The sequence below is a fragment of the Kitasatospora griseola genome (assembly GCF_014648555.1).
Classification (GTDB): Bacteria; Actinomycetota; Actinomycetes; order Streptomycetales; family Streptomycetaceae; genus Kitasatospora; species Kitasatospora griseola.
Genome location: NZ_BMRI01000007.1, coordinates 1 through 23,945, shown reverse-complemented (window position 1 = coordinate 23,945; position 23,945 = coordinate 1). Strand labels below are relative to the sequence as shown.

Sequence of the window (23,945 nt, the reverse complement as noted above, 5' to 3'; positions counted from 1 at the left end):
CAAGGCATCAAGATCGGCCCGGCCGTCGCTGACGTGGCATCAAGACCGGCCCTAACCGCGGGAGTCGGCTCCCGGGCAGCCCGCACTTTGCTCACTTCTGAGCTGAAGTGCGGGTTTTGTCTTTCTAGGCTTCCGCATGTCGGAGAACGTCGGACACCATCTGGCATCGAACTGGGGAGCACGGCACATGGCGGTCGCATCCGGTCCCGATCCCCGGCAGCGCACGGGAATCGACACGCTGGCAGCGGACATCAGCGGGGCCCTCGCGCGCCTGCTCACCGAACTGCGGCCCGGCGAGGCCCCGGTGGCCCCGGACACGGAGCTGCGCACGGTCGGCCTCGATTCGATGACCGCGGCGCGGCTGTGGATCGCCACGCAGAGCGAGTTCGGCATCGACGTGCCGCTGACCCTGCTGGCGGACGCGCACAGCCTCGCCGACTTCGGGCGGCAGGCCGCCGAACTGGCGGCGGACCGGGCCCCGGTCGACGGCGCGGCCGCCGGTGCCGTGGTGGCGGACCCGGAGCGGGCGTTCGAGCCGTTTCCGCTCACCCCGCTCCAGGAGGCGTACCTCACCGCGAAGGAACCGGCCCTCACCGAGGACGCCGTCGGCTGCCACCTCTACCGCGAGTTCGAGGTGCGCGGCCTCGACGCCGAGCGGCTGCGGAACGCCTGGGAGCGGCTGGTCGCCCACCACGACATGCTGCGGGCCGTCGTCACCCCCGACGGCCGGCAGCGCATCCAGGCGCAGCCGCCGCAGTGGAGCATGCCGGTGTCCGAGCCCGTCGCCGGCCACCGTGACCAGGACTTCGAGGCACGCGCCGCCCGCACCCGGGCCCGGATGTCCCACCGCCGCTTCGAAGCCGGCGAATGGCCGCTGTTCGCCGTCGAGGTGACCCGCCGGGCCGACGGCCGCGCCCGGGTGCACCTCGGGATCGACGCCCTGGTGACCGACGGCGCCGGCCTCGACCTGCTCACCGCGCAGTGGAAGGCCCTGTACGACGACCCGGCCCGCACCCCGGCCACGCCCGAGCTCACCGCCCGGGACTGCCTGGTCGCGCTCGCGGCGCGCACCGACACCCCCGGCCACCGGCGCAGCCTCGACCACTGGGTGCACCGGCTGGCCGAGCTCCCCGGCGCCCCCGGCCCGGTCCGGGACACCGTCGCGACCCGCCCCGAGGACCTGCCGTGCCTGCGCCGCACCACCCGCACCGCCCGGCTGGCCGCCGAGGAGTGGCGGGCCGTCCGGGAGCGCGCCGCCGGCCTCGGCGTCACGGCCACCGCACTGGTCCTGACCCTGTTCACCGAGGTCCTGGCCCGCCACGGCGCCCACCGGCCGTTCTCGCTGACCGTCACCACCAGCCGGCGGGCCCTGCTGCCGGCGGCGGCCGACCAGGTCGTCGGACCGTTCACCGGCACCGTCGCGGTCGAGGCCGTGCTGCCGCACGACCGGACCTTCGAGGAGGCGGCGCGGCTCACCCACCAGGAGCTGTGGAAGGCGCTGGAGCACTCCGCGGTGTGCGGGGTCACCGCGCTGCGCGCGTCGCGGGCCCGCGGCGGCGCGGCCGAGGCCTCGCCCGTGGTGTTCACCAGCATGCTCGACGCCGCGGCCGCCGCCCGCGGCCGGGGCTTCGCGGACGACCTGGTGCACGCCACCAGCCAGACCAGCGGGGTCTGGCTCGACCACCAGATGTGGGAGCGGGACGGCGGCCTGGAACTGCGCTGGGACGTCGCCGACGCGATGTTCGAACCCGGCGTCCCCGACGCGGCGTTCGCCTCGCTCCACAACGGCCTGCGGGTGCTCGCCGGCTCCCGGGCGGAGCCCAAGCACCGCCCGCTCAACGAACTCCAGCAGGCCTACTTCGTCGCCCGCGCCGCCGCCGAGCCCCGGGAGTGGAGCTCCGGCCAGGTGTACCTGTCCTTCGAGACGGCCGGCCCCGTCGACCTGGTGCGCCTCGAAACGGCGCTGGTGCGGCTGATGAACGCGTACGAGGTGCTGCGCTCCGCGGTCACCGTGGACGGCCGGATCGCCGTCCGGCCGGAGGTCCCCGAGGAGTGGGCGATCCCGGTCACCGGGCACGACTCCGCCGAGCCGGTCCGCGAGGCGATGACGGCGAACCCCTTCCCGCTCGGCCGCTGGCCGCAGTTCGACCTCCGCGTCACCGAGGGGGAGGAACACGACACCGTCCACCTCTGCGTCGACCTCACCCTCGCCGACGCGCACAGCATCCACGCCGTCGGCCGCGAACTCATGCGGCTCTACGCCCGGCCCCGGGAGACCCCGCAGACCGGCGCGCCGCACGCCGAGCACGCCCGGGAGGTCCGGGACCGCGCCGCGGCGCCGGAACGGGACGCCTGGCGGGCGCACTGGCGCGACGCGCTGGCCGAGCTCCCGCCCGGCCCGCCGATCGGGGGCCGCACCCCCGGCGCCGGCCCCGCCCGCCGGATCCGGCTGGAGGGGAGCGTGCCCGGCCGGGACGCCCTCGCCGCCCGCGCCGCCCGGCACGGGCTGACCCTGGACGCCGTGCTGCTCACTGCCTTCCTGGACACCCTGTCGCTCCGTCACGAGGAGGACTTCGCCGTCCCGGTGGTGCGCTGGGACGGCCCGGACGGCAAGTACCGGCCCGGCGAGTTCACCGCGCTCAGCTGGGTGCCGCGGGCACCGCGCGGACTGTCCTTCACCGAGCGCGCCCGTACCCACCACCGGGCCCTCGAACAGGACGCGCCGGTGCCGACCAGCGGACTCGCCGAACTGCGCCGCCGGACGGCCGCGACCGGGGCGACCGGCCACCGGGTCGTCTACACCTCGGTCCTCGACCTGACCGACCGTCCGCTGCCCGCCACCGTACGGCAGGGCGAATGGCGCAGCTGCACCCCGGACGTGTCCCTGGACTGCATCACGACCGCGGACGACGACGGGGCCCTGCGGTACTGCTGGGACGCGGTGGCGGAGGACTTCGACGGCGAAACCCTCGCAGAGCTCTTCGCGGCCTACGGCCGGACGGTGACCCGCCTGGTCGACAGCGACGAACCGTGGGACGAGGTCGCCCCGGAGCCGGCCCCGGCCGCGCAGGGCCCGAGCGCCGCCGAACTGCACCGGATCCTGCACGAGTGGAACGACACCGCCCACCCCTTCGACGGCGAGCGGCTCATCCACACCGCCTTCGAGGAGCAGGCCCGGCTGGCCCCGGACGCCGTCGCCCTGCGGTGGCGCGGCGGCACCATGACGTACCGCGAGCTCAACCGACGGGCCAACCGCCTCGCGCGGGAGCTCCTCGCCGCGGGCACCGGGCCGGAGACCGTGGTGGCGGTCAGCGTCCCCCGCGGACTGCTGATGGTCGCGGCGGTGCTCGGCGTGCTCAAGGCCGGCGGCGTGTACCTCCCGATCGAGCCGCACCTGCCCGGCGACCGGGCGGCCGTGATCCTGGAGGAGGCGGACTGCGCCACCGTCGTCACCACCTCGGACCGCGCCGGGTGGGCCGTGCCGGACGGGGTCGCGGAGATCCGCGCGGACCGGCTGCCGCCGTCCGACCTCGACCCGGACGCCGACCCCGAGCCCACGGCCGAGCCGTACAACACCGCGTACATCATCTTCACCTCGGGCAGCACCGGGCGTCCCAAGGGCGTCGCGGTCGCGCACCGGCCGGTGCTCAACCTGCTGAACTGGTGCCGGCGCACCTTCGCCTTCGACGCCTCCGACCTCGGGCTGTGCGTCACCTCGCTCGGCTTCGACCTGTCCGTGTTCGACGTCTTCGGACTGCTCGGGTACGGCGCCGGGCTCTACATCGCCGACGCGGAACAGCAGCGCGACCCGGCCCTGCTGCTGGACGTCCTGCTCACCGAACCCGTCACGTTCTGGAACTCCGCGCCGACCACGCTCGCCCAGATCGGCCCGCTGCTCGCCGAGCACCGGGGCGCACCGGGCACCCGCGACCTGCGGCTGGTCTTCCTCAGCGGCGACTACACCCCGTTGTCGCTGCCCGACGAGGTGCGCGCCGTCTTCCCGGCGGCGGACCTGATCAGCCTCGGCGGGGCGACCGAGGCGACCGTGTGGTCGAACTGGTTCCGGATCGGCGAGATCGACCCGGAGTGGCGCAGCATCCCCTACGGCAAGCCCATCGACAACTGCCGCTACCACGTGCTCGACGAGAACCGGCGGCCGTGCCCGGTCGGCGTCGAGGGCGACCTCTACATCGGCGGCGAGTGCCTCGCCCTCGGATACGTCAACCAGCCGGAACTCACCAGCCGGCGGTTCATCCCCGACCCGCTGCACGACGACCCCGCGGAGCGGCTGTACTGCACCGGCGACCGGGCGTCCTACTTCCCCGACGGCAACCTCTGCTTCCACGGGCGGTCGGACGGCCAGGTGAAGATCCGCGGATTCCGCGTCGAACTGGGCGAGATCGAGCACCGGCTGCGGCTCCACCCGGGCGTCAAGGACGTCGTGGTCCTCGCCCGCGGGGACGCCGGCGAGCGCGTCCTGGTGGCCTACCTCGTCCCGGCCGGCGGCGCCGCGCCCACCGCGCGCGAGCTGCGGGCGCACGCGGCGGCCGCCCTGCCCGAGTACATGGTGCCCAACTTCTTCGGCTTCCTCGGGACCTTCCCGTCCACCGCGAACGGCAAGCTGGACCGCAATGCGCTGCCCTGGCCCGTGCCCGCGCGACCGGAACAGCCCGAGCAGCCGCAGCAGGCCGAGCAGCCCGAGCAGTTCGAGCCGCACGGGCGGTCGGCCGAGGAGCCGGCCGCGGTCGCCGACGGGCCGTCGTACGAGGAACTGCGGGAGGAGATCGCCGGCCTGTTCGCGTCCACCCTGGGCCTGCCGCAGGTGGACGCCGCGGCCGACCTGTGGGACCAGGGCGCGACCTCGTTCACCATGGTGCAGGTGTCCGGCGCGCTGCAGCGCCGGTACCGCCGGCGCATACCGGTGTCGGTGCTGCTCGACGAGCCCAAGGTCGAGGCGATCGCCCGTTGGGCGCACCGCGAGCTCACCGGCGCCCCGGCCGCTGCCGGGACGACGCCGGTCGTCGAGCGGACGCCGGCCGCACCGACCGAGCCGACCGCACTGGAGACCGCTGCACCGACCGCGCAGGCGACCGTCGAGCCGGCCGGGGCGGAGGGCCGGGGCCCGGGCGCGGTGGACTTCTTCTCCCCCGAGGACCGGGCCCGGTTCAAGGCCGGCCACTGGAACCTGCGCCCGGCCCGCCCGGAGGAGCCGGCCCTGCCGCTCATCCCGGTCGGCTTCGACGAGGAACTCCTCGCCTGGCGCGCCACCCGGCGCGACTTCCTCGACGCGCCGGTCCCGTACGAGTCCTTCTGCCGCCTGCTCAGCCTGCTCCGGGAGATCCCCACCGCCGCGGGCGTCCGCCGGCTGCACCCGTCGGCGGGCGACACCTACGCCGTCCAGACCTACCTCCACCTGGCCGCCGACGCGGTCGACGGGATCGCCGAGGGGCTCTACTACCACGACCCCGTCGAGCACGCCCTGCGCCGGATCGACCCGGTCCAGCGGGCCGGGCGCGGCGCCCACTTCGTCTACAACCGGGAGGTGTTCGACCGTTCGCGGTTCGGCATCTACCTGGTGGGCCGCCGCCCCGGCATCGAGCCGATGTACGGCGAGCAGAGCCTGCGCTACCTCACCCTGGAGGCCGGCAGCATCGGCCAGTTGCTGATGATGGGACAGGCGGCGGCCGGCGTCGGGCTCTGCCCGATCGGCGCACTCGCCTTCGACGACCTCGCCGCCCGGTTCGGCCTCGACGAGGGCCACGTGTTCCTCCAGGCGTTCCTCGGCGGCGCCGCCGCGCACCCCGCGGCCACCGCGGACGGCGTCGGCCCGGTGTTCGGCGCCCGGCCCGCCCCGGCGGCCCGCCCCGTCCCGCCCGCCGCCGACGCGGCGGGAACGGCGGAGCCGACGGCCGTGATCGGCATGGCGGGCCGCTTCCCCGGCGCGGACGACCTGGACGCCTTCTGGGACAACCTGGAGGCGGGCGCGACCGCGGTCGGGCCGCCCCCCTCCGCCCGCCGCGACATCGCGCCCGCGGACTCCGCCCCCGTGGGCGGTTTCCTCCGGGACGTGGACCGTTTCGAGAGCCTGCTGTTCCGGATCTCCCCCGAGGAGGCGCGGACGGTCGACCCGCAGGCGCGGCTGATGCTGCAGACCGTGTGGCAGTGCCTGGAGGACGCCGGGCACACCGCGGAGTCGCTGCGGCTGTCCGCCGGACGGGTCGGCGTCTTCATCGGCACCATGTGGCAGGACCACCGCCAGCAGGGCGCCGACCACTGGGCGGCCGGCGGCCCGGCCCGCACCCCGGCCACCGCGTCCGACATCGCCAACCGGGTCTCGCACTTCTTCGACTTCGGCGGCCCGAGCCTGGCCGTCGACACCTCCTGCTCGTCCTCGCTGACGGCCCTGCACCTCGCGGTGCAGAGCCTGCGCCGGGGCGAGTGCGGCGCGGCCGTCGTCGGCGCCGTCAACCTCCTCGCCCACCCCTACCACTGGGGCCTGCTCGAAGGCCTGGAGCTGGTGGCCCTGGACGGCACGCCGGAGGCCTTCTCCGCGGCCGGCTCGGGCTGGTACCCGGGCGAGGGCGTCGGCACGCTGCTGCTGCGCCCGGCGGGGGCCGCCGCCGAGGCGGGCGACCTCGTCCACGGAACCGTCGAGGAGACCCGCATCGCCCACGCCGGGCGCGCGCCCAGGTACGGTGCGCCGCGGGCCGAGAGCCTGGTCGACTCGCTGGCCCGGGCGCTGGCCGGGGCGGGCGTCACCCCCGACGACATCGACTACGTGGAGTGCGCGGCGGCCGGCGCCGGAATCGCGGACGCCGCCGAACTCGAAGCCCTGGGCGAGGTGTTCGCCCGGCCCGGCGACGCCCCGCGGCTCCCGGTGGGCACCGTGAAACCGAACATCGGGCACCTGGAGGCGGCCTCCGGCCTGTCCCAGGTGATCAAGGTGCTGCTGCAGATGCGGCACGGCCGGATCGCCCCGACCCGCACCGCCCGGCAGCGCAACGGCCTGGTGGACTGGCAGACCCTGCCGGTCGAGGTCGTCGAGCGCTCCCGGCCCTGGACCCCGGCGTCGGACGGGCGGGTCACGGCCCTGGTCAACGCCCTCGGCGCGACCGGCTCCTACGGACACGTGGTGCTGCGTTCCGCGCCCGGCGACCGGTCGGCCCCGGCGCCCGCGACGGCGACGGCAGGCCGCGCGGACGGCGGGTTCGACCCCGGGCGGGTGCTGCTGCTCTCCGCCGACGGCGCCGAGCAGCTCGGCGCCGCCGCGCGGCGGCTGGGCGCCCACCTCGCCGCCCACGCCGACACCGTGGAGCCCGACCGGGTCGCCTGGACCCTGCAGACCGGACGGGTGCACCTGTCGCACCGGCTGGCGCTGACCGCGGACACGGTGGCCGGGATGGTCGCCGGTCTGAACGCCTTCCTGGCCGGCCGGTCGCACCCCGGCCTGTCCACCGCCGTCGCGGACCCGGCCGCCGGACCCGCCCCGACCGACCGGCCCGCGTCGCACGCCGTGGACCTGTGGCTGCGGGGCCACCCGGTGGACTGGGCGCGGCTGTGGCCCGCGCCGGGCCGGCGCGTCACGCTGCCCGTGCACGCCTTCGCCGGCGACCGGCACGTGCTCGACGACCGGCACCTGCTCGACGACGCCTCCCCGGTGCTCGGCACGGCCGTCGCCGACGCGGTGTCCCCGGCGGCGCAGGAGAGCGCCGAGCGGTACCTGGCCGGGCTGTACGCCGAGGTCAGCGGGATCCCGGTGGAACGGCTGCACCCGAAGGTGCCGCTGGAGAACTACGGGCTGACCTCGATGCTGGTCTCCCGACTCAACACCGAACTCCGGGCCGCCGTCGGCCCGGTGTCGCAGACCGTGTTCTACGAGTACCCGGACCTCGCGGGCGTCGCCGCGCACCTGCTGCGCCTGCACGACGGACCGTGGCACGGCGGCCCCGCCGCGCCGGTGCCCGTTACTGAGAAGCCCGTTACTGAGAAGCCCGTCACCGAGAAGCCCGTCACCGAGAAGCCCGCTGCTGAGCCGATCGCCGCCGAGCCGATCGCCGTCGTGGGCATCGCCGGCCGCTACCCGCAGGCCGCGGACCTGGACCAGTTCTGGCGCAACCTCGAACAGGGCCGCGACAGCGTGACCGCGCTGCCCGCCGACCGGCCCGCCGTGTCCGGCGGGGCCGACCTGATGCGGGGCGGCTTCCTGGCGGGCGTCGACCGCTTCGACCCGCTGCTGTTCGGCATCACCCCCCGCGACGCGCGGCTGATGGACCCGCAGGAGCGGCTGTTCCTGGAGACCGCCTGGGAGACGCTGGAGGACGCCGGCTACACCCGGGCCCGGCTGCGGGAGCGGCACGGCGCGGGCGTCGGGGTCTTCGTCGGGACGATGTACAACGAGTACCCGTTCTTCGGCGTCGAGAGCTCGTTGTCCGGCGAACCGGCCGACAGCGGATCGGCCGTCGCGGGCATCGCCAACCGGGTCTCCTACTTCCTCGACGTGCACGGGCCGAGCATGGCGGTGGACACCATGTGCTCGTCCTCGCTGACCGCGCTGCACCTGGCCGTGCAGAGCCTGCGCCGCGGCGAGTGCGCGGCGGCCCTGGTGGGCGGGGTGAACCTGTCGCTGCACCCGCACAAATTCCGCCAGCAGGCGCGGCTGAGGATGACCTCCAGCGACCACCGCTGCCGCAGCTTCGGGGCGGGCGGTGACGGCTTCGCCCCCGCGGAGGGCGTCGGCGCGCTGCTGATCAAGCCGCTGAGCGCCGCCGTCGCCGACGGGGACCGGATCCACGCCGTGATCCGCGGCACCGCCGTCAACCACGGCGGCCGCACCAACGGCTACATGGTGCCCAACCCGGTGGCGCAGGGGGCACTGGTGCGCGCCGCGCTGGACGAGGCGGGCGTGGACCCGGCCGGGGTGGGCTACCTGGAGGCGCACGGCACCGGTACCTCGCTCGGCGATCCCATCGAGATCAACGGCCTGGCCCGGGCGTTCGCCGGGGCCGACCTGGCGCCCGGGTCCTGCGCCGTGGGATCGGTGAAGTCGAACATCGGGCACCCGGAGGCCGCGGCCGGCCTCGCCGGACTGACCAAGGTGGTGCTCCAGCTGCGCCACCGCCGGCTGGTCCCCTCGCTGCACTCCCGGGAGCTCAACCCCGCCGTGGACTGGGCGCAGTCGCCGTTCCGGGTGGTGCAGGAGCTGGAGCCGTGGGCCGCCCCGGTCGCGGCCGACGGGACGGTGCTGCCCCGGCGCGCGGGCGTCAGCTCCTTCGGCGCCGGCGGCTCGAACGCCCACGTGGTGGTGGAGGAGTACGTTCCGGCCGGGGCCGCGGCGCAGCCGTCGGACGAGCCCGGACCGGGGCCTGAGCTGATCGTGCTGTCGGCCTACAACGAGGAGCGGCTGCGGGCGGTGGCCGGACGTCTGGCCGACCGGCTCCGCGACGGCGCCGGAGCGCCGCCGCCCGCCCTCGCGGACGTCGCCCACACGCTCCTGGTCGGCCGGGAGGCCCTGCGCGAGCGGCTCGCGGTCGTCGTCGCCGACACCGGTGAACTGCTCGCCGCGCTGGACCGGTTCGCGGCCGGCCACCGCGACCCGGAGGTGCTGCACGGCCGCACCCCGGGGGACACCCCCCGCACCGGGACGCCTGTCGCCCCCGACCCGGGCCTGCCGCGCGCCGAGGCACTGCGCCGCCTGGCCGCCCGCTGGGTGGCCGGCGACACCGTCGACCGGGACGGGCCGGGCGCGGGACGCCTGGTGTCGCTGCCCTCCTATCCGTTCGCCGGGGAACGCCACTGGCTGCCGGAGGCCGCCGCGCCCACCGCGACGCGGCAGCCGGAACCCGCACCGGTGCCCGAACCGCCCGCGACGCCGCAGCCGGACCTCGTGCCGGCGTTCGAGCGGTCCGTGACGTGGCAGCCGGAGCCCGCACGGGCGTCCGAGCCGCCCGTGACGGGCCCGGCGGACGCCGTGGCGCTCTACACCCCGGTGTGGATGCCGACCGCCGCGGCCCCCGAGCCCGGCCCGGTGGACGGCCGCGTCGTCTGCGTCTTCACCGACCGGACCGCGGCGCTGGCGGACGCGCTCGCCGCACGGCTCGGCGCCGACCGGCTGCTGCTGGTGCGCCAGGGAGCGGATGCGGCAGCCGGGGCCGAGGCGCTCGTCGACGAGGCCGCGGCGGACCGCATCGCGGCCGACCTGGTGGGCCGTCACGAGGACATCGTCGGCCTGGTCGACCTCTGCGACGTGGCGGCCGGCGAGGGGACCGGGCGGTGGACCGACCGGCTGCGGCTGCTCCAGCGCCTGGTCCGCCTGCTCCGCGCCCGGGACCTGAGGGTCCTTCAGGTCACGGAGGGTCTGTACGGGCTGCCCGGGGCGGTGCCGGCGTGGTCCGGCGCCCGCCTCGCCGGGTTCGTGCGGATGCTGGCGGCCGAGCACCCCCGGGTCGCGGCCACCGTCGCCGACATCCAGGGCGCGGGCGGCGACCCGGCGGCCGCCGCCCGGCGGATCCACGCCGAACTGCTCGCCGCGGACGGCCTCACCGAGGTCTGCCTGCGCGGCGCCACCCGGCACCGGCGCGAGCTCACCGCGCTGTCCGGCGGCCCGGACCGCCCGCTGCGGCTCGACCCCGGCCGGGCCTACCTGGTCACCGGCGGCACCCGGGGCATCGGCGCCGCCGTCGCCCGGCTGCTGGTCCGCCGCGGCGCCCGCCTGCTCGCCCTGACCGGCCGGCGCCCACTCCCGCCGCGCACCGAGTGGCCGGCCCTCGACCCGGGCTCCCCGGAGGCGGAGACGGCCGCGCTCGTCGCCGAGCTGGAGGCCGTGGGCGCGCGGGTGCTGGTGCACACGGGCGAGCTCGGCCGGGAGGACCGGACCGCGGCCTTCCTGGCGGAGGTCCGCGGCGGGCTCGGCCCGCTCGGCGGCGTCGTGCACTGCGCGGGCCGCGGCCCGCTGGGCCGGCCGTCCTTCGCGGGCAAGTCCGTCGCCGACATCGAAGCGGTGCTGGAGCCCAAGGCCACCGGCCTGGAGACGCTGGCCCGGCTCTGCTCGGCCGACGACCTCGACTTCTTCGTGCTGTTCTCCTCGCTGTCCGCGATGGTTCCGGCGCTCGCCCGCGGGGTGTCGGACTACGCCGCCGCGAACGCCTTCCTCGACCAGTTCGCCGACCACCGGGCGGCGGCCGGCGAGCGCCGCTTCCGCTCGGTCGACTGGCCGACCTGGCACGAGACCGGAATGGGCGCGGCCCAGCCCGAGGGCTGCGCGGTGGCCGGCGTCGGATCGCTGGGGGAGGCGGAGGGCCTGCGGCTGCTGGAGCGGATCGTGGCCCTGCCGCCCGAGGTGGCGCGCGTCGTGGTCTGCCCGCCGCTGGACGGCGTCCCCGTCGCCCCCGACACGCTGCTCGGCAAGCCCCGGCCCACCGCCCCGCACCCCGCTTCGCACACCGCCCCGCCCACCGCTTCGCACCCCGTCGAGGAACCCCCCGTGGGCGCCTCCCCCCTACCACCTGTGGAGCCGACCGTGCCCGAGCCGACCGTCCGCGCGCTGGAATGGCTGGCCCCCCTGTTCTCCGACGCGCTGGCCATCCCGGCCGTCGACCTCGACCCGACCGCCTTCTTCGGCGACCTCGGCGTCGAATCGGTGATGCTCGGCGAGCTCGTCTTCCGCATCGAGGAACGCGCGGGCAGCCCCGTGGAGCCCACGGCCCTGCTCGAACACCCGACGCTGGAGCGACTCGCCGCGCACCTCGACGCCCTGGGGATCGGACCGCGCGAGGAGCCGGAAGCCGCGGCGCCGCAGCGCGCCGTCGCCGCGCCGCCGGTGCCGCCGTCCGGCCGGCCGGGGAGCGGACGGGTCGCCGTGATCGGCCTGGCCTGCCGGTTCCCGGGCGCCCCCGACGCCGAGGCGTTCTGGCGCAACCTGGTCGCCGGGGAATGCTCCGTCACGGAGGTCCCGGCCTCCCGCTGGGACGTCCGGCGGCTGTACAGCCCCGAGTACGCCCCCGGCCGCAGCATCAGCAAGTGGGGCGGGTTCGTCGACGGGATCGAGGACTTCGACCCGGAGTGGTTCGGGATGACGGAGGACGAGGCCACCTGCCTCGACCCGACCATCCGGCTCTTCCTGGAGTCCGCCGCCACCTGCCTGGCCGACGCCGGCTACCGCGAGGAGGAACTGGCCGGACGGGACGTGGGCGTCTTCGCCGGCGCCCGGCTGACCGGGTACGGGCGCCGGGCCCGCTCCCGCCCCGGCGGCGTGGGCATGGGCAGCGACCAGAACTTCATCGCGGCCCGGGTCGCGCACCGCTTCGACTTCCACGGGCCCAACCTGGTCGTCGACACCGCGTGCTCCTCGTCCCTGGTCGCCCTGCAGGCGGCCTGCCGCAGCCTGCTCGCGGGCGAGTCCGAACTGGCCGTGGTGGGCGGCGTGGACGTCCTGCTCGACGAGGAGCCGTACCTCGACTTCAGCGCCGCCCGCGCGCTGTCCCGCACCGGCCGCTGCGCGACCTTCGACGAACGGGCCGACGGGTTCGTCCCGGGCGAGGGCTGCGGGACGGTGCTGCTCAAGCCGCTGGAGCAGGCCCTGCGCGACGGCGACCGGGTCCACGCGGTGATCGAGGCGGTCGCCGTCAACAACGACGGGCGCACGATGGGCCTCACCACGCCGAACCCGGTGGCGCAGGCCAAGGTCATCCGGCGGGCGCTGGCCGACAGCGGCCTGAGTGCGGAGTCCGTCGGAATGATCGAGGCCCACGGCACCGGCACGATGATCGGCGACCCGATCGAGCTGCGGGCCCTCACCGACGCCTTCCGGCCGGACGGCGACCGGACCGGCTACTGCGCCGTCGGCTCGGTCAAGTCCAACGTCGGCCACCTGCTGAGCGCCGCGGGCATGGCCGGGTTCCTGAAGACCGTCCTGGCCCTGCGCGAGGGCGTGATCCCGCCCACGCTGTTCTGCGAACGCCCCAACCCGCGGTTCGACTTCGCCGCCTCGCCGTTCTTCCCGAACCGGACGGTCCGGACCTGGACCGGCGAGCCCGGCCGGCCCCGGTACGCGGCGGTCAGCGCCTTCGGCCTGGGCGGCACCAACGCCCACGTGATCGCCGGGTCCCTCGCCCCGGACGAGCGTCCCGCCGGAGCCGTCCGGCCCGCGCTGCCCGCGCCCGTCTTCCGCCGCCGCCGCCTCTGGCTGGACCCGGAACCCGCCGCGTCCGCCGGGGCGCCCGCGCCGCGGCCCTCCCTCACCACGTCCCTGCTGGCGGTCGACTTCGCCCGTCCGGCGTCCGCCGACCGCTCGTTCGCACCGGCGAACTCCCTGGAAGGAAAGCAGCGTTGAGCCCCACGCCCGGCCAGGACCCCGAGGTGGAGTGTCGCCTCGTCCTCCAGCACTCCGACTTCGTCATGCAGAACCACCGGGTGCACGGCGTGTCCGTGATGCCCGGGGTCACCTTCCTCGACATCGTGCTGCGCATCCTGCAGTCCCAGGGATTCGACGTCGCGCGCGCCGAACTGCGCAACGTGCTCTTCCACGAGGCCGTCGCCACCACCGAGGGCCACGACCGCGAGATCCGGGTGGTGGTCTCGCCGCCGGCCGACGGCCTGCGCCTGGTCACCGCCGAGAGCCGGTGGCGGCGGGACGGCGACCCGATCTCCCCGTACCGGCGCAACTTCCAGGCCGAACTGGTCTTCCGGGACGTGCCCGAGCCGCCCGCCGTCGACCTCGACGCGCTGCGGCGCTCCGCCGCCCGGACCACCGACATGGACGACATGTACGCCCGGGCCCGCGCCGAGCGGATCGTCCACGGGGACGCCATGCGCTGCTTCGGGCAGCTCCACCACGGCGCCGGGGAACTCCTCGCCGAGCTGGCCCTCGACGCGGAGTCCGCCGCGCTGGACGAGGCCTTCCTGCTGCACCCCGCGAAGATGGACTGCTCGACCATCGCCGCCTTCACCCAGGTCCCGATCGGCGACGACGACCCGTTCATCCCGGTCTTCATCGAGCGTTTCCGCGCCCCGCGGCCGATCCGCGGCGCCGTCCACGCCCACGTCCCGCAGCCGGAGACGCTGGCGGCCAGCGGTGACGTGATGCACAACAGCTACACGATCCGCGACGCCGACGGCCGGCTGCTGGCCGAGTTCACCAAGCTCACCTGCAAGCGCATCCGGCACCCCGAACTGATCGGCCGGCTGCTGGCCGACACCGTCGGCACCGCCGACCCCGAAGCCGCTGCCCCGGCGCCGGCCGCCGCCGAGGAGCCGGCGGACGGCCGGGCCACCGCCGACCACCTGCGCGCCATGGTCGCGGCCCGGCTCGGCCGACGGCCCGAGGACGTCGCCACCGGGTCCGGGTTCTACGACCTGGGCCTGGACTCCGGGCACATGCTGGAGATGAGCCGGGAGCTGGAGGACCTGGTCGGATCGCCGCTCTACCCGACGCTGCTCTTCGAGTTCTCCGACATCGACTCCCTCGCCGCGCACCTGGACCGGCGCCACCCCCCGGCCGACCGCCCGACCCCGGCCGCCGCCGGGCCGGCGCAGCAGACCCTCCCGGCCGAGGCCCCCGCGCTGCACTGCTACCGCCCCGTCTGGTCCGCCGCGCCCGCCGCGGCGGACCACGGCGACCGGGGAGCCCTGGTCCTGATCGGCGCGGACGCCGCGCTCGCCGCCGAGGTCGGACGGCTCGCCGGCGGCCGCCGTACAGTGCGCGTCGAGCGCGCCGACCGCTTCGCCCGGGTGTCCGCCGGGCACTACCGCCTCGACCCGGCCGACCGGGGCCAACTCGACATGCTGTGCGCCGAGTTGACGGCCAACGGTGAAGCGCCGGCCGGGTACGTCCGGTTCGCCGGGCCGGCCGCCGACGACGACCGGGACGCCGTCCCGACCGCCCACCGCGAATGCTCGGCGCTGGCCACCGCCGTCATCGGCACCCGCCCCACCGAACCCGTCGCCCTGCTCCTCCTGCACGAGGCCGCCCCGGACGGGACGGCCCGCCCGGAGGAGGCCGCGATCGCGGCCTTCGCCCGGACCGTCACCGCCGAGGCGGCCGCGCTGCGCTGCCGAGCCGTGGGATACGACCGCGGGCTCGGCGCGGACCGGCTCGCGGAGATCGTGCTGGCCGAGGCCCGGACGCGCTCCGACGAGTCCGAGGTCCGCCACCGCGGGGCCGTCCGGGAGGCCGTCCGCCACGAGCAGCGCCTGCTGCCCGCCGCCGGCCCGGCGCCCGCCCCGCTGCGCGAGCGCGGCGTCTACCTGATCACCGGCGGGGCCGGCGGCCTCGGCGGCCTGCTCGCCGACCGCCTGGCCCGGGACCTCCGCGCGCGCCTGGTGCTCACCGGCCGCAGCGCGCCGAGCGCCGCCCTCGCCGAACGGATCCGCGGCTGGCGCGCCCTGGGCGCCGAGGTCGAGTACCTGCCCGGCGACATCGCCCGCCCGGCGGACGCCGCCGCGGTGACCGCCGCCGCCCGGGCCCGGTTCGGCCGGATCGACGGCGTGTTCCACTGCGCCGGCACCGTCCGGGACGGCATGTTCTTCCGCAAGGACGAGACGGACGTCGCCGAGGTGCTCGCCGCGAAGGTCCGCGGAACGCGCAACCTCGACGCCGCCACCGCGCAGGACGAACTGGACTTCTTCGCCCTGTTCTCCTCGGTGTCGGCGACCCTGCCCAACCCCGGGCAGAGCGACTACGCCTACGCCAACGCCCACCTGGAGCACTTCGCCGAACGGCGCTCCGCGCGCCGCGACCGCCCGGGCGTCACCGTCGCTCTGGGCTGGCCGTACTGGGCCGACGGCGGGATGCGGGTCGCGGACGACGCGCTGCGCCGCGCCGCCGCCGACACCGGCCTCCACCCGCTCCCCACCGAACTCGGCCTGGACGCCCTGCTGGGCGCGCTCGCCGGCGGGGACGCCAGGCTGGTGCTGCCGTACGGCGAACCCGGCCGGGTCGCCGCACTGTTCCGGGCGCCGGCCCCCGCGTCCGCACCGGCCCGCGAGGCCGACCGCCCGCAGCCCGCCGACGAACCCGTGGCGATCATCGGCGTGGCCGGGCGCTACCCCGGCGCCGAGGACCTGGACGCGTTCTGGCGCAACCTCGCCGAGGGCCGCGACTGCGTCACCGAGGTACCCGCCGACCGCTGGGACCACGAGGCGTTCTTCGCCGAGGAGAAGGGCGCGGCGGGCCGCACCTACAGCCGCTGGGGCGGCTTCCTGGACGGCGTCGACCGCTTCGACGCGGCCTTCTTCGGGATCTCCCGCCGGGAGGCCGAGCGGATGGACCCCCAGGAGCGGCTGTTCCTCACCACCAGCTGGCGGGCCGTCGAGGACGCCGGCTACCGGCCGGACACGCTGGCCGGCGGCCGGGTCGGCGTCTTCGCCGGCGTCATGTGGAGCCACTACCAGCTGCTCACCGACCCGCGCAGCGGCGTGAACCCGACCGCGCTGCACTGCTCGGTGGCCAACCGGGTCTCGTACTGCCTCGACTTCAAGGGCCCGAGCATGGCCGTCGACACGGCCTGCTCCTCCTCGCTGACGGCGATCCACCTGGCCGTCGAGAGCCTGCGCCGCGGCGAGTGCGCCGCCGCCGTGGCGGGCGGCGTCAACGTCGCCGTGCATCCGCAGAAGTACCTCCAGCTCGCCGAGGGCCGGTTCCTCTCCGAGGACGGCCGCTGCCGCAGCTTCGGCGCGGACGGCACCGGATACGTGCCCGGCGAGGGCGTCGGCGCGGTGGTCCTCAAGCCGCTGTCCCGGGCCCTCGCCGACGGCGACTTCGTGTACGCCGTCATCCGCGGGTCCTCGCTCAACCACTCCGGCCGCACCAGCGGCTTCACCGTCCCCAGCCCCGCCGCGCAGGCCGCGCTGATCCGGGACGCCGTGGACGGCTCCGGCCTCGACCCGGCGACCATCGGCTGCATCGAGGCGCACGGCACCGGCACCAGCCTGGGCGACCCGATCGAGATCGAGGGGCTGCGCAGCGCCTTCGCCGACGCCGGACTCGCCCCCGGCAGCTGCGCGGTCGGCTCGGTGAAGTCCGCCATCGGCCACCTGGAGAGCGCCGCCGGCATCGCCGCCGTCACCAAGGTGCTGCTGCAGATGAAGCACCGCCGGCTGGCCCCCTCGCTCCACGCCGAGCGGCTCAACCCGCACATCGACTTCTCCGACACCCCCTTCCACGTCCAGCAGACGGCCGCGCCGTGGACGCCCACCCCCGGCTGCGACGTGCTGCGGGCCGGCGTCTCCGCGTTCGGCGCGGGCGGCGCCAACGCCCACCTGCTGCTGGAGAGCGCACCGCCCGCCGACGCCCCCGGGCCGGGCGGCGAGCGGCCGCAGGTCTTCGTGTTCTCCGCACGGGACGAGGAGACCCTGCGGGCCACCCTGCGCCGGCACCTGAGCCACCTGGAGGGCGCGCCGGACAGCGGCGCCGACAGCGGGGCGACCGCCCTGGTCACCGCCGAGGTGGCCCGGATCCTCGGCGTCCCGGACAGCGCGATCGACCCGCGGGAGACCCTGGTCGACCTCGGGGTGGACCGCGTCGGCCTGGCCGGGCTGACCCGGAGCCTCGGGGACCGGCTGCCCGCCGCGGCCACCCCCTTCACGGGCGACGCCACGATCGTCGACATCGCCGCGGACCTCGGGCCGCGTGCCGGCGGTACGCGGGGACTGCCCCCGGCCGCGGACGTCGCCTTCACCCTGCAGACCGGCCGGGTGGCGCTGCCGGTGCGGCTCGCCGTCGTGGCCACCGGCCTGGACGGGCTGCGGCGCGAGCTGGCCGACCACCTCGACGGCCACGGCACCGGCCGGAACCGCTTCACCGGCGACGGGGAACGGCGCACCGACCGCCCGGCCCCCGGGTCCGACCGGCTGGTCGAGCTCCACCGCGCGGGCGACCTGCACGAGGTGGCCCGGAACTGGGCCGCCGGCGCCGACCTGCCGTGGGAGGCCTGCCACGACACCGCGGCGGTCCGCCGGCCCCGGCGGGTCCCGCTGCCCGGGCAGCCGTTCAACGAGCAGCGGTACTGGCTGGGCGAGTGGCAGCAGGAGCAGCAGCGGCCGACCGATCCGGCGCCCGCCCGCCCGGCGGCCGCCGTCGTGCCTGCCGCCGCGCCCGTCGTCGTGCCTGCCGCCGTGCCTGCCGTCGAGCCGCGGCCGGCCCCGCTCCCCGGACTCGACCGCGACGAGGTGGTGCGGGCCGTCGAGGACGCCCTCTGCGCCGAGCTCTACCTGGAGCGGCACGAGATCGACGCCCGGCAGAGCTTCCACGAGATGGGCCTGGAGTCGGTCGGCGCGGTCCGGATGACCCAGCGGCTGGGCGAACGCTTCGGGCTGAGCATCGACCCGGTCGCGCTCTTCGACCACCCGACGGTGCCGCGCCTGGCCGAGCACCTCCTCACCGCGGACCGGACCGCTCCGGCGCCCGCCCCCGCCGAGGAACCGGCGCCGTCGCCGTCGCGCGACGACATCGCCGTCATCGGCATGTCGGGCCGCTTCCCCGGCGCCGAGAACCTCGACGAGTTCTGGGCGAACATCGTGGCCGGCCGCCACAGCTTCGCCGAAGTCCCGCGCGGGCGCTGGGCCGTCGACCCGGTCTACGACCCCGACCGGCGGGTTCCCGGCCGGACGTACACCAAGGCCGCGGCGATGCTGCCCGACGTCGACCGCTTCGACGCCGCGCTGTTCAACATCTCGCCGGTCGAGGCCGAGGTGATGGACCCGCAGCAGCGGCTGTTCCTCCAGCAGGCCTGGGCGGCGCTGGACGACGCCGGCCACGCCGTCCACTCCGCGGAACGCACCCGCTGCGGCGTGTTCGTCGGCTGTGCGCCCGGCGACTACAGCCTGCTGCTCGCCGAGGCCGGGCAGGCGGACAGCGGACACGCGTTCCTCGGGACGACCAGCTCGATCATGCCCGCGCGGATCGGCTACCTGCTGAACCTCGTCGGGCCCACCATGGCCGTCGACACCGCCTGCTCCTCCTCGCTGGTGGCCGTCCACCTCGCCGCCGAGAGCATCCGGCGCGGCGAGTGCTCGATGGCGGTGGCCGGCGGCGTGGCCCTGATGGTGACCCCGCAACTGCACATCCGCGCCAGCAAGGTCGGCATGCTCTCGCCGCTCGGGCAGTGCCTGCCCTTCGACGCGGCGGCCGACGGAACGGTGCTGGGCGAGGGCGTCGGCTGCGTCGTCCTCAAGCGCCTCGACCGGGCGATCGCCGACGGCGACCACATCCACGGCGTCATCCGGGCGACCGGCATCAACGGCGACGGCCGGACCAACGGCATCACCGCGCCCAGCGCGCTGTCGCAGGCCGCGCTGATCGCCGACGTCCACGAACGCGCCGGAGTGACCGCCGAGGACATCGGCTACGTCGAGGCCCACGGCACCGGCACGCCCCTCGGCGACCCCATCGAGGTCAAGGCGCTGACCGAGGTCTTCCGGCGCACCACCGACCGGGTCGGCTACTGCGCCCTCGGCACGGTCAAGGCCAACATCGGGCACACCACCATGGCCGCGGGCGTCGCCGGGCTGCTCAAGGTCCTGCTCGCGCTGCGCCACGGCGAGCTCCCGCCCGCGCCGGCCTTCGACGCCCCCAACCCCAAGACGGGGCTGGAGAGCAGCCCCTTCTTCGTGGTGCCCGAGCGCCGGCCCTGGCAGCCGGGCGCGCAGGGCGTGCGGATGGCGACCGTCAGCAGCTTCGGCTTCAGCGGCACCAACGCGCACGCGGTGATCGCCGAGGCGCCCCGCCTTCCGGCGCCGCCGCAGCAGCCGGACGGCGAGCACCTGGTCGTAGTGTCGGCCCGCGACGAGGCCGCCCTGGGCCGGGCCCTGGCCCGGCTGTCCGCGGCGCTCACCGGCGACCTGTCGCTGCGGGACGTCGCGTTCACCCTCGCCGTCGGCCGCAGCCACTGGCCGGTCCGGATCGCCTTCGTCGCCGACGACCTCGCCGCACTGGGGCAGCGGCTGGCCGAGGCCGCGGGCGGCGGCCTGCCCGCCGGCTGCTTCCGGGGCGGTGCGGCCGGTGCGGAGCCGGCCCCGGGCGGGTCCGGGCGCCGGGCGGAGCTGGAACGGCTGGCCCGGGCGTACGTCTCCGGGCAGGACCCCGACTGGTCCGGGCTGTTCGAAGGCACCGGCGCCCGCCGGGTGCCGCTGCCCGCCTACCCGTTCGCCGACGACCGGCACTGGGTCGAGCTGCCGCAGGCCCCGGCCGACGACCGGCACCCGTTCGTCGGCGCGCCCGTCGGCAGCCCCGGCACCGGCGCGGGCGCGCTGTTCGAGGTCGGCGTCCCGGCGGACCACTGGCTGCTGGACCACCACCGGGTGGGCGGCGGGCCGGTCCTCCCCGGCGCCGCGAGCCTCGACCTGGCGGCCGCGTCGGCGCGGGCCTGCGGACTGTCGGGGCCGCTCGAACTGACCGGTGTGCGCTGGCTGCGGCTGGTCGACCCGGCGGCGGCCGCGGACCTCAAGGTCCGGATCACTGCCACCGAGGACGGACACGGGTTCCAGATCGGCGCCGGCGACTCGCCGGAGCCGTACGTCCGCGGCGGCCTGTCCGTGCCGACCGGGGCCGACCGGGACGAGGTCCTCGACCTGGCCGCGATCGCCGGGCGCTGCCCGGGCGAGGTGCCCGCCGAACGCTTCTACCAGGACTTCCGCTCCGCCGGCATCGAGTACGGCGCTTCCTTCCGTGTCCTGGCGAGGATCACCTTCAACGGGAACGAGGCACTGGGCCGCTTCACCGGGGCCCCGGTCCGGCCCGGCTTCCTGCTCGACCCGTCCCTGCTCGACGGCGCCCAGCAACTGGTCGCCGTACTGGAGGCCGGCAACGACGCGATCCTCGTGCCGTTCGCCGTCGACACCGTCACCGTCCTGGCACCCGGCGCCGTGCCGGTCTGGGGCCACGTCGAACGGGCCGGCCGGCAGCGCTACCGGGTGCGGCTCGCCGACGCCTCGGGGCGGGTGTGCGTGCGCTACGAAGGACTCTCGCTGCGGGCCCGGAACAACCCGGCCGACGAGATGATGTACCGCCCGGTCTGGCGCGAGGCGGCCCCGGCCGACCGGGCCGCCGTCGAGGCCCCGGGGCGGCGCGTCGCCGTGGTGCACACCGCCGACGCGGCGGACCTCGCCGACGCCCTCGCGGCCCGCACCGGCGCCGCCGTCACCGTGGCGCTCCCCGACGCGGGCGAGGCCGACCTCGCCCCGCTCGACGCCCCGCTGGACGCGATCCACTTCGTCGCCCGGACCGGGACGCCCGGCGTCGACCCCGAGCGGGACGGCACCGCGCTCGCCCTGTTCCGGCTGGTCAAGCGCCTCATCGCGGCCGGCCGCACCCGGGACCGGCTGGAACTGCGGATCGTCACCGCGGGCGCCGTCCCGGCCGACGCGGACGACCCGATCGTGCCGCACGCCGCCGGACTGCTCGGCATCGCCCGGGCGGTCGCGTCCGAGTGCCCGCGCTGGCGGGTCTCCTGCGTCGACGTCGGCGCCGGCCACCGCGACCCGGCCCGGACCGCCGACCGGATCGCGGCGGAGCCCGGCACGGAACCGCTGGTGCTGCTGCGCGGCGACCGGCGGCTGGAACGCACCTTCGACCCGGTGCGACTGCCCGCGCCCGAGGGCGCCGCGCCGTTCCGGCAGCAGGGCGTGTACGTGATCGCGGGCGGCGCGGGCGGCATCGGCTTCGCGCTCAGCCGCCTGCTGGCCCGGATCGCGCAGGCCCGGCTGGTCTGGCTCGGCCGCAGCCCGCAGGGGCCGGACCACGACGCCAAGGCCGCGGAGATCGCCGCGCTCGGCGGCCGGGCCCTGTACCTGCAGGCGGACGTCGCCGACGAGGCCGCCCTGCGGCGCGCCACGGCCCGGGCCGAGGCGGAGTTCGGCGCCGTCCACGGCGCGATCCACGCCGCCCTGGACCTCCAGGACCGCACGATCGCCAACATGGACGAGGCCGCGTTCACCGCGGGCCTCGCCCCCAAGGTCGCCGGGATCACCGCCTTCGCCCGGGTCCTCGGCGACCGGCCGCTGGACTTCATGCTGGTCTTCTCCTCGGCCGTCTCCTTCGTCGAGGCGGGCGGGCAGGCCAACTACGCCGCCGCGAGCACCTTCGAGGACGCCTACGTCCAGTGGCTGGACCGGCAGCGCCCGTACCCCGTCTCGGTCGTCAACTGGGGCTTCTGGGGAAGCGTCGGCGCCGTCGCCAACCAGCGGATGCGCGAGGCGTTCGCGAAGCTGGGCATCGGTTCGATCGAGCCCGCCGAAGGCATGGCGGTGCTGCGCCGGGTCATCGGCGCGCGGCTGCCGCAGACCCTGGCGATGAAGGCCGACCGCGCCGCACTGCCCGCCATGGGCATCCACGTGACCGGCGACGCGAGCCGGATCCGGACCGAGGCCGTGCAGCCCGCCGCGTCCGAGGCCCCGTCGGCCGCTCCTGCTGCTGCGGGCGGCGTTGCGGTGGCGGCGGTGCGGGGGTATGTGGCGGGGGTGTTCTCGGAGGTGTTGAAGACGCCGGTGGCGGGTCTGGAGCCGTCGGCGACGTTCGAGAACTTCGGGGTCGACTCGTTGGTGAGTCTGAACATCATCGACCGGTTCGAGCAGGACCTGGGCGATCTGCCCGCGACGCTGCTGTTCGAGCACATGACGATCGATCAGCTCGCCGCGCACCTCCTGGCGGAGCACGGCGAACGGCTGACAGCGCTGCTCGCGCCCGCCGCCGCCGCGGCCCCGACGGCCCCCGCGGTCCGGCCACTGCCCGTCGAGGCCCCCGCCCCCAGGCCGGCCGGCGCCGAACCCGCGATCCTGAACCGCGCGCGGGAGGCGTTCGCCGAGGTCGAGGCGTACAGCCGCGACCTGCTGCGCACCGTGCTGCACCGGATGGCGGGCCGACCCGCCGCCGGCACCCGGGTACCGGTCGCCGAACTGGCGGCGCGGATCGGCGTGGTGGAGCGGCACCGGAGGCTGCTGGACGCGGTGCTCGACATCGCCCGCGCCGACGGCGCCGTCCGGCTGCACGGCGCGACCGTCGAGTTCACGGCCGAGGCCGGCCGACCCGGCCCGGACGGTGCGGGCGCCGAACTGGCCCTGCGCCACCCGGAGATGGCCGGGCACGTCCACCTGGTCGGGCGCTGCTGCGAGGCCCTCCCCGAGGTCCTCGCGGGGCGGCGCAACCCCATGGACGTGCTGTTTCCCAAGGGCTCGGTCGCGCTCGTCGAACCGATCTACAAGGGCCAGCCCATCGCCGACCACTTCAACCGGACGCTGGCCGCGGAGGTCGTCGCCGCCGCCCGCCGGGCGTACGAACGCACCGGCCGCCCGGCACGGGTGCTGGAGATCGGCGCGGGCACGGGATCGAGTTCCGCGACCGTGCTCCCCGCCTGCGGCGAACTCGGCGGCGACGGCGTCCACTACGTCTACACGGACATCTCCCCGGCGTTCCTGCGGCACGGCGAGCGGGAGTTCGAGCGCGCACACCCCTTCATGTCGTTCCGGACCCTGGACATCTCCAAGGACCCGCTCGCCCAGGGCTTCGAGGCCGCCGACTTCGACGTCGTGTTCGGCACGCACGTCCTGCACGCCACCCCCGACATCGAGCGGACGATGGCGAACATCGGCACGCTGCTGCGTCCCGGCGGGATCGCCCTGGTCAACGAGATCACCCGGTTCTCCGACTTCCTCACCCTCACCTTCGGCCTCACCACCGGCTGGTGGATGTACGAGGACGGCGAGCGCCGACTGCCGCACTCGCCGCTGCTGAGCCCGGAGCAGTGGGCGCGGACCGCCGAATCCGCGGACCTCGCGACGGTGCGCACGCACGGCGTCCCGGGAGCGGCGGCGGGCGAGTCGGCCCAGTCCCTGATCGTGGTCGCGAAGCCCGAGGCGGCTCCTGCTGCTGCGGGGGGCGACGTGGCGGCGGTGCGGGGGTATGTGGCGGGGGTGTTCTCGGAGGTGTTGAAGACGCCGGTGGCGGGTCTGGAGCCGTC

Annotated in this window: 2 protein-coding genes; both read left to right on the top strand. The window is 76.1% G+C overall.

Annotation, left to right across the window (positions count from 1 at the left end):
- Nucleotides 1–187 precede the first annotated feature (187 nt).
- The gene (locus tag IEZ12_RS11110) at nucleotides 188–13,327 is read left to right on the top strand and encodes a non-ribosomal peptide synthetase (RefSeq protein WP_189271884.1); all 13,140 of its coding nucleotides are present in this window, start codon (nucleotides 188–190) and stop codon (nucleotides 13,325–13,327) included.
- The coding region (locus IEZ12_RS11105) for an SDR family NAD(P)-dependent oxidoreductase (protein ID WP_189271883.1) at nucleotides 13,324–23,945 on the top strand (10,622 nt) is incomplete at its 3' end. The genes IEZ12_RS11110 and IEZ12_RS11105, both read left to right, overlap by 4 nt.

What these genes read in the sequence shown, in the direction of transcription:
- IEZ12_RS11110 (WP_189271884.1), top strand. Translation starts at nt 188, where the DNA reads ATGGCGGTCGCATCCGGTCCCGATCCCCGGCAGCGCACGGGAATCGAC.